Source organism: Oryzomicrobium terrae, assembly GCF_008274805.1.
Taxonomy (GTDB): Bacteria; Pseudomonadota; Gammaproteobacteria; order Burkholderiales; family Rhodocyclaceae; genus Oryzomicrobium; species Oryzomicrobium terrae.
Window position 1 is genome coordinate 576,430 of the sequence record NZ_CP022579.1, and the last position, 12,595, is coordinate 589,024.

At 65.2% G+C, this 12,595-nt stretch carries 15 protein-coding genes; 2 read left to right on the plus strand and 13 right to left on the minus strand.

What is annotated here, in order from left to right:
• Positions 1-26 precede the first annotated feature (26 nt).
• Positions 27-455 carry a CBS domain-containing protein gene (locus OTERR_RS02645; RefSeq protein WP_054620062.1) on the minus strand — a complete coding sequence of 143 codons (429 nt, stop codon included), beginning with the start codon at positions 453-455 and terminating at the stop codon, positions 27-29.
• Between the two features lie 226 nt (positions 456-681).
• Complete coding sequence (locus OTERR_RS02650) at positions 682-1,323, minus strand: c-type cytochrome (protein ID WP_054620061.1); 642 nt, start codon at positions 1,321-1,323, stop codon at positions 682-684.
• Positions 1,324-1,491: 168 nt separating this feature from the next.
• On the opposite strand from OTERR_RS02650, the gene yihA reads away from it, so the two are divergent.
• Together yihA and hemB are read left to right on the plus strand one after the other, a co-directional pair.
• Positions 1,492-2,220 (plus strand): ribosome biogenesis GTP-binding protein YihA/YsxC, encoded by a 729-nt coding sequence (yihA, locus tag OTERR_RS02655; RefSeq protein ID WP_149424774.1) that lies wholly within the window; start codon positions 1,492-1,494, stop codon positions 2,218-2,220.
• A 244-nt stretch (positions 2,221-2,464) separates the two neighbouring features.
• Positions 2,465-3,478, plus strand: coding sequence for a porphobilinogen synthase (gene hemB / locus OTERR_RS02660; protein WP_149424775.1), 1,014 nt, complete (start codon positions 2,465-2,467; stop codon positions 3,476-3,478).
• Positions 3,479-3,645: 167 nt separating this feature from the next.
• Here the strand turns inward: hemB and slmA are convergent, their stop codons facing one another.
• From slmA to OTERR_RS02715, 11 genes are all read right to left on the minus strand, one after another.
• Positions 3,646-4,257 (minus strand): nucleoid occlusion factor SlmA, encoded by a 612-nt coding sequence (slmA, locus tag OTERR_RS02665; protein ID WP_149424776.1) that lies wholly within the window; start codon positions 4,255-4,257, stop codon positions 3,646-3,648.
• A gap of 65 nt (positions 4,258-4,322) precedes the next feature.
• A complete protein-coding gene (locus tag OTERR_RS02670; RefSeq protein WP_149424777.1) occupies positions 4,323-4,994 on the minus strand; it encodes a pyrimidine 5'-nucleotidase in 672 nt (223 codons plus the stop codon).
• A 113-nt stretch (positions 4,995-5,107) separates the two neighbouring features.
• Positions 5,108-6,352, minus strand: a complete 1,245-nt coding sequence (locus OTERR_RS02675; protein ID WP_149424778.1) for a serine hydrolase domain-containing protein — start codon at positions 6,350-6,352, stop codon at positions 5,108-5,110.
• Between the two features lie 252 nt (positions 6,353-6,604).
• Positions 6,605-7,498 (minus strand): acetylglutamate kinase, encoded by an 894-nt coding sequence (argB, locus tag OTERR_RS02680; protein ID WP_054620056.1) that lies wholly within the window; start codon positions 7,496-7,498, stop codon positions 6,605-6,607.
• A 98-nt stretch (positions 7,499-7,596) separates the two neighbouring features.
• Complete coding sequence (locus OTERR_RS02685) at positions 7,597-8,049, minus strand: Hsp20/alpha crystallin family protein (protein WP_054620167.1); 453 nt, start codon at positions 8,047-8,049, stop codon at positions 7,597-7,599.
• Positions 8,050-8,202: 153 nt separating this feature from the next.
• The gene (gene nudB / locus OTERR_RS02690; RefSeq protein WP_223115988.1) at positions 8,203-8,655 is read right to left on the minus strand and encodes a dihydroneopterin triphosphate diphosphatase; all 453 of its coding nucleotides are present in this window, start codon (positions 8,653-8,655) and stop codon (positions 8,203-8,205) included.
• A 14-nt stretch (positions 8,656-8,669) separates the two neighbouring features.
• Complete coding sequence (locus OTERR_RS02695; RefSeq protein WP_149424779.1) at positions 8,670-9,179, minus strand: barstar family protein; 510 nt, start codon at positions 9,177-9,179, stop codon at positions 8,670-8,672.
• Between the two features lie 30 nt (positions 9,180-9,209).
• On the minus strand, positions 9,210-9,641 hold the full coding sequence (locus OTERR_RS02700; RefSeq protein ID WP_082396550.1) for a guanyl-specific ribonuclease: 432 nt from the start codon (positions 9,639-9,641) through the stop codon (positions 9,210-9,212).
• Positions 9,642-9,707: 66 nt separating this feature from the next.
• The gene (gene aspS, locus OTERR_RS02705; protein WP_149424780.1) at positions 9,708-11,498 is read right to left on the minus strand and encodes an aspartate--tRNA ligase; all 1,791 of its coding nucleotides are present in this window, start codon (positions 11,496-11,498) and stop codon (positions 9,708-9,710) included.
• 48 nt (positions 11,499-11,546) lie between these two features.
• A complete protein-coding gene (locus tag OTERR_RS02710) occupies positions 11,547-12,206 on the minus strand; it encodes a DUF502 domain-containing protein (protein ID WP_149424781.1) in 660 nt (219 codons plus the stop codon).
• 69 nt (positions 12,207-12,275) lie between these two features.
• Entirely contained in the window at positions 12,276-12,536 is a 261-nt protein-coding gene (locus OTERR_RS02715) for an FmdB family zinc ribbon protein (RefSeq protein WP_054620053.1), read from the minus strand.
• Between the last annotated feature and the right edge of the window lie 59 nt (positions 12,537-12,595).

Below are 12,595 nucleotides of genomic sequence, written 5' to 3' on the forward strand. Positions count from 1 at the left end.
ACCGCGGTCCATCCGTGCGGGGGGCGTCAGCGGGTGATGTAGCGCTCCAGCTGATCGATGATGAATTCCTGCTCGGAAATCTTGGCCTTGACCAGGTCACCGATCGAGACCAGCCCGATCAACTCGCCGCCTTCCATCACCGGCAGGTGGCGGATGCGCTTGTCGGTCATCAGAGCCAGGCCTTCTTCCACGGTCATGGTCGGCGGGATGTAGATCACCCGGCTGGTCATGATTTCCCGCACCGGGGTTTCACGGGAGGTCTTGCCGTGGAGGATCACCTTGCGGGCGTAGTCGCGTTCGGAAAAGATGCCCACCAGGCGGCCTCCTTCGAGCACCGGCAGGGCGCCGATCTCGAATTCGGCCAGCTTGGCCAAGGCTTCGAACACCGATGCGTCCGGCGTGGTGCTGATGATCCTGTGCGGGTGCTGGTGCAGCAGACGGGCGATGGTTTTCATCCTGTCTCCTCCGTAAAGGCAGCAAAGTCGGCATGTACCCGGCACTCGCGGCGAGGGCCGGGAAGCACCCGTTAGACCAAGCGGGTTGCGGATAATTCCAGCGCGATAGCGCCGTCATGCTGCGGGGGGCGATCGGCCAGCGCCATGAAAAAAGGGCAGCCGAGGCTGCCCTTTTGCTGCAGGCGGTCGGCCCCGTGGGAGGCGACCGTCGCGTTTTCTGCGGTGCTTAACGCAGGCCGGCGGCGTATTCGGAAACCGCGGCGATTTCCTTGTCCGACAGCTTGCCGGCGATGGTGCGCATCACGGCTTCGGCATCGTTGTTGCGCTCTTCGGCACGGAAGGCCTTCAGCTGCGCAGCGGTGTAATCGGCGTACTGGCCACCCAGGCGCGGGTACTGGGCAGGCAGGCCGGCACCGGTGGCGCCGTGGCAGCCGGCACAGGCCGGAATGCCGCGGTTGATGTCGCCGGCACGCCACAGCTTCTTGCCCAGGGCGAGTACCGGAGCGTCGTCCTTGGCCACCTGGGGCTTGAGCTTTTGTTCGCCGAAGTAGGCCGCCAGGTTGCGCATGTCCTCGTCGGACAGGGCGGCGACCATGCCCCCCATGATCGGGTTGTTACGGGCAGCCGGCTTGCCTTCGGCAGCCTTGAAGTTGGTCAGCTGCTTGTAGAGGTAGTCCGGGTGCTGACCGGCCAGGTTCGGGTTGGCAGAAGCCGGGCTGTTGCCATCGGCGCCGTGGCAGGCGACGCAGACGCCTTCGACGATGGGCTTGGCCTTGGCCGGGTCGGCCTTGGGTTTTGCTGCTTCATTGGCCGCGACGGAGGAAATGCTGGCGACAAACAAAAGCACCAGCGCCGAGAGACGCTTCATGTCCGGACTCCTTGATTTTGAAACTGGCGAAATTGGCGTAAGAAATCGTGGCTACAGCGCTGGAAACAGGCCGGAAAATGTTGGACAAAGGCCCTGGAACAGGCTGCAAATCGAGGATTTTGCAAACCTGTTATTCTATAGCACTTTGCTTTTTTCTGGGCGAGCATCATGCCTTTGTTCCAAAAGGCGGTTTTCCTCACCACCGTGGCCAATCTGGCTGATCTTCCCCTCGATGCCGAGCGGGAAGTGGCCTTCGCCGGGCGGTCCAATGCGGGAAAGTCGTCGGCCATCAACACCCTGGCCAACCATACGCGCCTGGCCTACGTCTCCAAGACGCCGGGCCGCACCCAGCACCTCAATTACTTCACTCTGGCACCGGGCAAGTATCTGGTGGACCTGCCGGGCTATGGCTTCGCCAAGGCGCCGGAAGAGATCCGCGCCCAGTGGGATCGGTTGATGGGGCCCTACCTGGCGCGGCGCGAGCAGCTGGCCGGGCTGGTGATCATCATGGACAGCCGCCATCCGTTCACCGAGCTCGATCGGCACATGCTCGACTGGTTCGCCCCCACCGGCAAGCCGGTGCACATCATGCTGTCGAAGGCCGACAAGCTGACCCGGGCCGAGCAGTCCAAGTCCCTGCGGGTGACCCGCGAGGCGGCCAAGGCCTGGGGCGACCGGGTGACGGTGCAGCTGTTCTCCAGCCTGAAGAAGACCGGTATCGAGGAGGCGGAAGCGGTGCTGGCCCCCTGGCTGGGCATCGATCCCGAGGAAGTGCGCGCTGCCGCCGAGGCCAAGAAGGAAGCGGCCGCCGCCGCCGAGAAGCGCCGCCTGGACAAGATCAACAAGGTCAAACGCAATCCCCGGCCGGCAGCGGATAAATCGTCTCCGGACGAGTGAGCGGGGCCGGCGTCGTGTCCGCGGAGATGCGGCGCTCGGCAGCGGGACGGGTGAGTCTGCCCTCGGCAAAAAAAACCCCCGGATAAGGGGGAACCGGGGGTGAAATGCCTTAATGTGATTAAGGCACCCGCTCAGGGAGGTAAAGCGGGAGACGGTGAGAACCATCTGCTGACGTAGAGTTCGCGCCCTTCCGTTTAGTTCCCGGGTTTCGTTAATTTTTTCGAAATTGTTTGCAGGAGTCGTTATGAGCAGTCTGCTTGGGCGTTATCCCACTACCCGGATGCGCCGCATGCGCCGCGACGATTTTTCCCGCCGCCTGATGCGCGAATCGGTGCTCACCGCCGATGACCTGATCTATCCGGTGTTCGTCCTCGAAGGCAGCAACCGCCGCGAAGCCGTGGCGTCCATGCCCGGGATCGAGCGCGAAAGCCTCGATCTGCTGCTGAAGACCGCCGAAAAGGCCCTCAACTTGGGCGTGCCCGCCCTGGCCCTGTTTCCGGTGATCGGCCAGGCGGGCAAGAGCGAGCTGGCCGAGGAGGCCTACAACCCGGAGGGTCTGGTGCCTACCGTGGTGCGCACCCTGAAGAAGGAATTCCCCGAACTCGGCATCATCACCGACGTGGCCCTGGACCCCTACACCAGCCACGGCCAGGACGGGCTGATCGCTCCGAACGATCCGCGTGGCTACGTGATGAACGACGAAACCATCGCGGTGCTGGTCAAGCAGGCCCTTTGCCACGCCGAGGCCGGTGCCGACGTGGTGGCCCCTTCCGACATGATGGACGGTCGCATCGGCGCCATCCGTGCCGCCCTGGACGCCCGGCAACACATCCACACCCGCATTCTGGCCTACTCGGCCAAGTACGCCTCGGCCTTCTACGGCCCGTTCCGCGACGCGGTGGGGTCCGCCGCCAACCTGGGCAAGAGCAACAAGTACACCTATCAAATGGACCCGGGCAATTCCGACGAGGCCCTGCGCGAGGTGGCCCAGGACCTGGACGAGGGCGCCGACATGGTGATGGTCAAGCCCGGCATGCCCTACCTGGACATCGTGCGCCGGGTGAAGGACGAGTTCGGCGTGCCCACCTACGCCTACCAGGTGAGCGGTGAGTACGCCATGCTGCGCGCTGCCATCCAGAACGGCTGGTTGAACGAGCAGGCCTGCGTGCTGGAGGCGCTGCTGTCGTTCAAGCGGGCCGGCGCCGACGGCATTCTCACCTACTTCGCCCTGGACGCCGCTACCTGGCTGAAAGGCTGAAACTGTTTTAGGGGGTGTCCCAAACCCCGCATGAATAAAGGGTCTTGGCGCGGTATGCGCCAAGACCCTTTGTTTTTGCGCCTCTCCGAGGGCATGCCCTGGAGAGTGGCGTGGATACTAGGGGTTACGACGGCGGGGTTGGGAGGGGGCGTCAGCGCCTGCGTCGTTCAGGCCGGCTCGGCCGCAGCGGCGGTGGCCAGGCAGGCCACCTGCAGCAGCGGCCACTGGCTGGCCCACTGGGCCAGGGGCTCCCGGGTGAAGCCGCTCTTGGCGTACTGTTCCCAGCGGCCCACGGCAAAGCACAGCAGCAGGTTGGCCAGGGCCGCCACATCGGCGCTGGCGCCGACCTCGCCCTGGGTGGCGGCGATGCGCAGGGCCTGCTTGAAGGCGGCCTCGACCTTGTCGTGCAGGGCGTTGATGCGGGCTTGCAGGCGCTCGTTCTCGTTGACCAGGGCGTCTCCCACCAGCACCCGGGTCATACCCCGGTTCTTCTGGGCGAAGCGCAGGAGCAGGGCGAGGATCTGCTCCACCTGCGCGAGGCCCCGGGCTTCCTCGGTACCGATCTGGTTGATCACCCCGAACAGGCTGGCCTCGATGAACTCGATCAGTCCTTCGAACATCTGGGCCTTGCTGGCGAAGTGCCGGTACAGGGCGGCCTCGGAGCAATCCAGCCGGGCCGCCAGGGCGGCGGTGGTGATCTTTTCGCCCTTGGGCGTTTCCAGCATTTCCGCCAGGGTCTGCAGGATCTGCAGGCGGCGCTCCCCGGGTTTGGTAGCCATGAGTGAAGTCCCTGAGTGATCTTTGGCCGGGGTGGCGGTGGCGTGCCGCATCCCGTTTATGACGATTATAGCCGCCCGGCGGCGCCCGCCATGATCCGCGGCAGGTCGCAGGCGGAGCGCACGGTGGCGTCCACGTAAGGCGGCTGGCGCGAGCTGGCGCTCACCCACACGGTGCGCATGCCCAGGCGTTTGGCGGTGCGCAGGTTGGCCAGGCTGTCCTCGACCATGATGCAGCGGCGCGGGTCGAGCCGCTCGCTGCGCAGCAGGCGGACAAAGCCGCCCATCATCGGCTTGGGCTGGAAGCGCAGTCGCTCGACGGTGTAGACAGCGTCGAAATAAGGGGCGATGCCGGTCAGATCGAGGATGGCGTCGGTGTAATGGCGCGGCGCGTTTGAAAACAGCACCTTGCGACCGGGCAGGCGTTCCAGGGCGCTCTTCAACTGCTTTTCCACGACCACCATGCGCGCCAGGTCGGGAAACTGATGGGTGTGCCAGAGGAAGTGGTGCGGGTCGGTGCCGTGGTGGCGTATCAGCCCGAGCAGGGTGGCGCCATAGCGCTCCCAGTAGTGCTGGCGCAGCCGGTTGGCCTCGCTCTCGTCCAGGCCCAGGTGCTGCTGCATGTAGGCCGTCATCGAAGCGTTGATGTGGGGGAAGATGTGGGGGCTGGCGTTGTGCAGCGTGTTGTCCAGGTCGAACAGCCAGACCTTGGCGGGGCGGAGTGGGGAAGGCGGAACCATGGGCCGATTCTACTCCGGCGGCCGAAACGGCTGCGCCCCGGGCGCAAGGCGCTGGGGGCGCAGGAGCAGGGGGACTGGCCGGAAGCGGAGGTGCCCGATTCCGGCCGCACTGCTTAGCGCAGTGCCTGGCTGACGGCGGCGAAGAAGTCGTTGTCGCCGACGGTGGCCTTGCCGGTGGGCTTGGGCAGGGCGCTCCACACCACGACGACCACGTTTTCCTTGGGGTTCATGTAGATGTGCTGGCCGAAGATGCCGCGGGCCTCGAAGGCGCCTTCGTTGATGGTGCCGGCGGCGTTCGGGATCGGCCACAGCATGTAGCCGTAGTTCACCTGCTTGCCGTCCACCATCTTCGGGCTGCCCGCTTCCTGGACCCAGCCGTCGGGCAGGACCTGCTCGCCGCCGGCCTTGCCGCCGCCCATCAGGAACAGGCCGAAACGGCCGTAGTCGCGCAGGGTGGCGGACAGGCCGCTGCCGCCCACTTCCAGGCCGTTGGGGGATTCGAGCCACCAGGTGGCGTCGGATTCCATGCCGAACTTGCTCCAGATCTTCTCGGACAGGTACTGGGCCACCGGCTTGCCGACGGCGGCGCGCACCAGGGCGCCGGCCACGTGGGTCTCGCCGGTGCTGTAGTTCCAGCGGGTGCCGGGCTCGGCGGCGCGGGGCAGCTTGGCCATCAGTTCGAGCACGCCGCCGGGCTTTTGGCTGTTCTGCACTTCGAGCATGTGGCGACGGTCGGAATTGGGGTCGGTGTAGGTCTCGTTCCACTTCACCCCGGAGGCCATCTGCAGCAGGTTGCGCACGGTCACGCCGTCGTAGGCGCTGCCGGCCAGCTGGGGCAGGTAGCGGGTGACCGGGTCGTCGATGCTCTTGATGTAGCCGTCCTTGATGGCGGCACCGACCAGGGTGGCGGTGATCGACTTGACCACCGACATGGACATCCAGCGGGTCTTGTCGCTGTTGCCCAGCTGGTAGTTCTCGAAGGCTACCTTGCCGTCCTTGATCACCAGCAGGCCGCTCACCCGGTTGAGGGAGACGTAGTCGTAGAGGTCGTAGTCCTTGCCGTTGGAGGTGAACTTGAAGTTGCCCAGGGGCTTGTCGGCGGCGGGCAGGGGATAGACCTTGGTGCCGTGCTTGACGGTGCGGGTGGAGAACAGGCGGTCGATGTTGCGGAAGGTGTTGACCTGGACATCCGGGAACAGGGCGCCATCGTAGACCTGCTGGACGGTGCCGATCTTCTCCTTGCCGTGCACGTTGACCGGACCCTGGGCCAGGGCGCTGGCGCTGAGGAAGGCCAGGGGGATGAGGAAGCCCAGTTGCTTGAGGCGGGACGGGCGGTGTACGGACGTGGTGCGGGACATGAAGTCTCCTCTCTCTGTTTGTTTTGGGGTTGGGGTACGGCAGCCCACCGGCGTCTCTTCGGTCGCTGCGGCAGGGCCCGGCCACCATACGTGCCCTGGTTTGGTGCAGGTATTGTGGAAATTACGTAGCGAGCTATTGATTTGACTATTCGTAATTTTACGAAGAGGGGATTTCCCTTGCCCGTAGGCAAAAAGAAAGCCCGGCCATGGGCCGGGCTTGGGATGACGCGCAATGCGTAACTGCCGGGGAGGTCAGCGGTTCTTGATCATGGTGCCGACGCCGTGGTCGGTGAGGATTTCCAGGAGCAGGGCGTGCTCTACCCGGCCGTCGATGATGTGCACGCTCTTCACCCCGTTGCGTGCCGCGTCCAGGGCCGAGCCGATCTTGGGCAGCATGCCGCCGGAAAGGGTACCGTCCTCCACCAGGTCGTCGATCTGCTTGGGGGTCAGGCCGGTGAGCAGGTTGCCTTCCTTGTCCAGCACCCCGGGGGTGTTAGTCAGCAGCACCAGCTTCTCCGCCTTGAGGATTTCGGCCAGCTTGCCCGCCACCACGTCAGCGTTGATGTTGTAGGACTCGCCATCTTCGCCGACGCCGATGGGGGCGATCACCGGAATGAACTGGCCCTGGTCGAGGAAGCTGATCAGGGACGGGTCGATCTGGGTGATATCGCCCACCTGGCCCACATCGATCGGGGCGTCCGGGTTGTCCTTGTTGGGCAGCATCAGTTTCTTGGCGCGGATGAAGCCGCCGTCCTTGCCGGTCAGGCCCACGGCCTTGCCGCCGGCCTGGTTGATCAGGTTTACCACGTCCTTGTTCACCTGGCCGCCCAGCACCATTTCGACGATCTCCATGGTCTCGGCGTCGGTGACGCGCATGCCCTGGATGAACTCTCCCTTCTTGCCGACCCGGCCGAGCAGGTTTTCGATCTGGGGGCCGCCGCCATGGACGACGATCACGTTCAGGCCCACCAGCTTGAGCAGCACTACGTCCCGGGCGAAGCACTGTTTGAGCTTCTCGTCGGTCATGGCGTTGCCGCCGTACTTGACCACGATGGTCTTGCCGTGGAATTTGCGGATGTAGGGCAGGGCCTCGGCCAGGATGGCGGCCTTGAAGGCGGGGAGCGACGGTTGGGCGGTGCTGGTCATGGCGGGTTCCGGTAATCGAAGCCCGCGAATTCTACCCGCCGCGTCAGCGAAAGAAAAAGCCGGCCCGCAGGCCGGCCGGGTGGTGGGCTGCCCGTCCCTCAGGCAATGGTCAGTCGCTTGGATGAACTGCCCTGGCGCTTGGGCAGGGCCAGTTCCAGCACGCCATCGCTGAAACGGGCGGTGGCCGCACCCTCGTCAATTTCGTGGGCCAGTTGCACCGAGCGTGAAACCTTGCCGAAATAGCGTTCGGAGCGCAGCACCTGCTCGCCCTCTTTTTCTTCCTTCTCCTGCTTTACTTCCGCGGAGATCGACAGGGTATTGCCGTCGATGGTGACCTGGATGTCTTCTTTCTTGACCCCGGGCAGTTCGGCGTGGACCTGGTAGGCGCCATCGCTTTCCTTCACATCCATGCGCATGGTCGGGGCGGCGGGCTGGTTGGGAAACTCCACCGGACGGACGAAAAAGCCCTTGAACAGATCCTCGAAGGGGTCCGGCAGGCCTGCTGCGGCGGTGGTGCGCGGCGTGGAAAAACGGCTGAGCAGGTTGGTCATGGTGTCCTCCTGAACAAGCGGTGAAATGACAATGAAAACGCCTCCCCCTTTGGCCATGATGGCCATGGGGTCATTCCGGTATAGAAGGCCGATCGGACTTTGCAAGGCACCGGGAGACAGGCCTTGATCTGGGGCAATGCGCCGGGCGGGGGCTCAGGCGTGCGGTAACCCGGCGACTTCGGGCAGCATCAGGATGGCGTCCCGGTTGGTCCAGGAGAAGCAGGCGGCGGCGGCCTCTCGCCAGGGCTGCCAGCGGAAGTCCCGGTGCTCGGCAGGCGCCAGTCGGACCGGCAGGGGCGCGGGGACTTCCAGGGAGAAGACGTGTTCGAGGTTGTGGGTGACGCCAGGGGCGTACCGGTGGCGCCACTCGGCAAAAATCGCGAAACGGTTGGTCAGGCGCCAGTCGCAGAGGCGGTCGAGGGGAGCGGTGATGCCGGTTTCTTCGCCGACCTCGCGGCACGCCGTTTCGATCGACCGCTCATTGCCTTCACGGCTGCCCGTCACCGATTGCCAGAACCCCGGGTGGGCGGCGCGCTCGATCAGCAGGACGTGCAGGTCCGGGGTGTGGATCACCACCAGGACCGATTCCGGGACCTTGTAGGGCACGGATGGGGCGATGCTCAGGCGGGCAAGATGGGCAGGTCCACCAGCCCGTCCGCCGGCAGGTCGAAGAACACCCAGAACGGTACTCCGGCCTCGCGCCAGAACTCCGCGGCGGCAGAAAAAACCGCACACAGGGTGTCGAAGCCTTCCGGATCGGCGCTTTTCAGCGGGTCGGCACCGGCTATGACCAGGACCTGTCCGGCCACCTCGCCCCCCGCCGGGGCCGCCCAGGCTTCGTCGGTCAGGCAGTCGGCCAGGGCGTCGTAGTTGGCGCCGTAGTAATCGGGGAGTTGCAGGTCCCGGCCGAGCAAGGCCAGGACGATGCCCACGTCTTCGCTGTCTTCGCAGTCGGCCACGAGCAGTCGGTGTCCGCAAGCTGCCACGGCGTGCTCGACACCGCCACGTCCCGAAAAGGGCAGGGCATACACGCCACTCAGATTGGAGCGGCGCAGAATGTCGGCGAGACTGGGTTCGTGCACGTCGGGCAGGGCGGCCGTGTCATCGTGGGGGGGCTGGGTCGGGCTCATGGGCGTCTTGCAAAGGGAGCGCGGGGGCTCCTAGTGGCGGATCAGGCGAAAACTGCGGTAGTGATCGTCCGAATAGTAATACTCGCCGGACGTACGCACGTCGCGCCGCGGGCCTTCGCCGGCGATGATGCGGCGGGCACCGCGATTGCGTGCTCCGGGGGTGTCTACCGTGTATTCCCGGTAATAGCCACGGGGCTGCCGGGGCAGGCGCTTTTCGAAATTACCAAAAACGGCGCCATCCTTGGCGTAGGGGAAAGGGCCGCCGGCCTGGATGGCGGCCAAGGTGCGCCGACCTTCCGGAGGAAGTTCAGCGACGGCGATAGTGTCGCCGAGAAAGCTCGTTTCCGCTGGCCGGGGGGCGCGGGCGTCGGCCAGGGAGGGGGCTCCGCCGGCCAGCAACAGGGTGGCCGTCAGCAGGGCGGCGGAGGCGCTTTTTAGTGCGCGGGCAAACAGGGCGGCCATGGAAGTCCTTGTCTGGCGCGGCTGCGTTGTGCAGTCGCGCCAGGGGAGGGGCTGCTGGCGCAGGGCTTAGGCGGCGCCTTCGGCCTTGACCACGTTGCGCAGGCGGATGTGCAGCTCGCGCAGCTGCTTCTCGTCCACTGCCGAGGGAGCGTTGGTGAGCAGGCACTGGGCGCGCTGGGTCTTGGGGAAGGCGATCACGTCCCGGATCGACTCGGCACCGGTCATCATTGTGACGATCCGGTCCAGGCCGAAGGCCAGGCCGCCGTGGGGTGGTGCGCCGTACTTGAGGGCGTCGAGCAGGAAACCGAACTTGAGCTGGGCTTCTTCCTCGTCGATGCCCAGGGCGGCAAAGACCTTCTCCTGCACGTCGGCGCGGTGGATACGCACCGAGCCGCCGCCGATTTCCCAGCCGTTGAGGGCCAGGTCGTAGGCCTTGGCCAGGCACTTGCCGGGATCGCTGGTGAGGAACTCGAGGTGCTCGTCCTTGGGGGCGGTGAACGGGTGGTGACAGGCGGTCCAGCGCTTGTCTTCCTCGTCGTACTCGAACATGGGGAAGTCCACCACCCACAGGGGTTCCCAGGCCTTGCCGTTCACGTAGCCCTTCTCGTGGCCGATCTTGATGCGCAGGGCGCCGAGGGCGTCGTTGACCACCTTGGTCTTGTCGGCGCCGAAGAAGATCAGATCGCCGTTCTGGGCGCCGGTGCGCTCCAGGATGGTCTTCAAGGCCTGCTCGTGCAGGTTTTTGACGATGGGCGACTGGAGGCCGGCCTCGTTGGGCTGGGCCGCGTCGTTCACCTTGATGTAGGCCAGCCCCTTGGCGCCGTAGATGCCGACGAATTGGGTGTAGGCGTCGATCTCGGAGCGGGTCAGGGTGCTGCCGCCGGGGATGCGCAGGGCGGCGACGCGGCCGCCGGAGGTGGCCGGGCCGGAGAAGACCTTGAAAGCCACGTCAGCGACGGCGTCGGTGACGTCCACCAGTTCCAGGGTGACGCGCAGGTCGGGCTTGTCGGAACCGAAGCGGGCCATGGCCTCGCCGTAGGTCATGCGCGGGAACGGGTTGGGCAGTTCCACGTCCATGGCCTCCTTGAACACCACGCGGATCAGCTGCTCCATCAGGGCGGTGATCTCGGCTTCACCCATGAACGAGGTCTCGATATCGACCTGGGTGAACTCGGGCTGGCGGTCGGCGCGCAGGTCCTCGTCGCGGAAGCACTTGGTGATCTGGTAGTAGCGGTCGAAGCCAGCCACCATCAGCAGCTGCTTGAACAACTGGGGCGACTGAGGCAGGGCGAAGAACTGGCCGTCATGGACGCGGGAGGGCACCAGGTAGTCGCGGGCGCCTTCCGGGGTGCTCTTGGTGAGCATCGGGGTTTCCACGTCGATGAAGCCGTTGGCGTCGAGGAAGCGGCGGAAGGCCCGGGCCACGGCGTAGCGCAGCAGCAGGTTCTTCTGCATCTGCGGGCGGCGCAGGTCGATCACCCGGTGGGTCAGGCGCACGTTCTCGGAGAGGTTGTCCTCGTCGAGTTGGAACGGCGGGGTGACCGAGGCGTTCAGCACCTCAATCTCCTGGCAGAGGATTTCGATCTCGCCGGAGGCCAGATTCTTGTTCTCGGTACCGGCCGGGCGCAGGCGCACCTTGCCGGTGATCTTCAGGCAGAACTCATTGCGCACCGACTCTGCGGTGGCGAACATTTCCGGGCGATCCGGATCGCACACCACCTGGGCCATGCCCTCCCGGTCGCGCAGGTCGATGAAAATGACGCCGCCGTGGTCACGGCGACGGTGGGCCCAGCCGCACAGGGTGACGATCTGGCCTTCGAGGGAGGCGTTGAGTTGTCCGCAGTAGTGAGAACGCATGATGACTTGAGAGCTGGTGAAAGGGGGCTGCCCGCGATAGCGCCCGGGTCAGACCTGGGCGGAGCGGGAGATGGTGAGGGTGTTGGCGGTGGCGGTTGCCGCTGGAACCGGCGGGGCGACCACGCCCATGGAGATGATGTACTTCAGTGCGTCGTCCACCGTCATGTCCAGTTCCACTACCTCTGCCCGGGGCATCATCAGAAAGAAGCCCGAGGTCGGGTTGGGGGTGGTGGGGACATAGACGCTGACGAATTCGCCGGTCAGGTGGTTGGCCACATCGCCGCCGGGTTGGCCGGTCTGGAAGGCGATGGTCCAGGAACCTTCGCGGGGATACTGCACTAGCAGGGCCTTGCGGAAGGCCTGTCCGTTGGGCGAGAACAGGGTGTCGGAGATCTGCTTGACACCCTTGTAGATGGAGTTGACCACCGGGATGCGGGCGAGCAGCCCTTCCCACCAGCGCACCAGCTTCTGGCCAATGAAATTAGCCGCGGCCACGCCGGTGAGCAGGATCACCAGCAGGGTGATCAAGGCACCTACGCCGGGTACGTTCACGCCGAGCAGGTTCTGCGGATGGAGCGATTCAGGGAGCAGCCGCAGGGACTGGTCCATGGTGCCGACAATCAGGTTCAGCACCCAGGCGGTGATGGCCAGCGGCACCCAGATCAGAAGGCCGGTGATGAAATAGCGCTTGAAGAATCCAGACCGCATCGGTGTTGAGGCTCGGGTGGCGTGTTTGAGGTGCGAGGGCGCGGCCGCTGGCCGGAGAAGGCGGCAGGTTTAACTGACGCTCGGGCAGGATCCGCTGCCGCCCTGGCAGGGGGGCGGGCCGTCGCTCTTGGCGGCGGAGCAACTGCTGCCGCCTTTGAAGTCGGTGGCATACCAGCCGCTGCCCTTGAGTTGGAAGCCGGCGGCGGAGAGCAGTTTGGAAAACGTTTCCTTGCCACACTCGGGGCAGGTGGTGAGCAGAGGGTCGCTGACTTTTTGCAGGTATTCCTTCTGGAACCCGCAGGTGTCGCAGCGGTATTCATAGATAGGCATGAGGGTCTCCAGCGTGGACCGGAATAGGCAACTACCCAGCAAGACCGGTCCGGAAAACA

What these genes read in the sequence shown, in the direction of transcription:
- OTERR_RS02645 (WP_054620062.1), bottom strand. Translation starts at nt 455, where the DNA reads ATGAAAACCATCGCCCGTCTGCTGCACCAGCACCCGCACAGGATCATC.
- OTERR_RS02650 (WP_054620061.1), bottom strand. Translation starts at nt 1,323, where the DNA reads ATGAAGCGTCTCTCGGCGCTGGTGCTTTTGTTTGTCGCCAGCATTTCC.
- yihA (WP_149424774.1), top strand. Translation starts at nt 1,492, where the DNA reads ATGCCTTTGTTCCAAAAGGCGGTTTTCCTCACCACCGTGGCCAATCTG.
- hemB (WP_149424775.1), top strand. Translation starts at nt 2,465, where the DNA reads ATGAGCAGTCTGCTTGGGCGTTATCCCACTACCCGGATGCGCCGCATG.
- slmA (WP_149424776.1), bottom strand. Translation starts at nt 4,257, where the DNA reads ATGGCTACCAAACCCGGGGAGCGCCGCCTGCAGATCCTGCAGACCCTG.
- OTERR_RS02670 (WP_149424777.1), bottom strand. Translation starts at nt 4,994, where the DNA reads ATGGTTCCGCCTTCCCCACTCCGCCCCGCCAAGGTCTGGCTGTTCGAC.
- OTERR_RS02675 (WP_149424778.1), bottom strand. Translation starts at nt 6,352, where the DNA reads ATGTCCCGCACCACGTCCGTACACCGCCCGTCCCGCCTCAAGCAACTG.
- argB (WP_054620056.1), bottom strand. Translation starts at nt 7,498, where the DNA reads ATGACCAGCACCGCCCAACCGTCGCTCCCCGCCTTCAAGGCCGCCATC.
- OTERR_RS02685 (WP_054620167.1), bottom strand. Translation starts at nt 8,049, where the DNA reads ATGACCAACCTGCTCAGCCGTTTTTCCACGCCGCGCACCACCGCCGCA.
- OTERR_RS02695 (WP_149424779.1), bottom strand. Translation starts at nt 9,179, where the DNA reads ATGAGCCCGACCCAGCCCCCCCACGATGACACGGCCGCCCTGCCCGAC.
- OTERR_RS02700 (WP_082396550.1), bottom strand. Translation starts at nt 9,641, where the DNA reads ATGGCCGCCCTGTTTGCCCGCGCACTAAAAAGCGCCTCCGCCGCCCTG.
- aspS (WP_149424780.1), bottom strand. Translation starts at nt 11,498, where the DNA reads ATGCGTTCTCACTACTGCGGACAACTCAACGCCTCCCTCGAAGGCCAG.
- OTERR_RS02710 (WP_149424781.1), bottom strand. Translation starts at nt 12,206, where the DNA reads ATGCGGTCTGGATTCTTCAAGCGCTATTTCATCACCGGCCTTCTGATC.
- OTERR_RS02715 (WP_054620053.1), bottom strand. Translation starts at nt 12,536, where the DNA reads ATGCCTATCTATGAATACCGCTGCGACACCTGCGGGTTCCAGAAGGAA.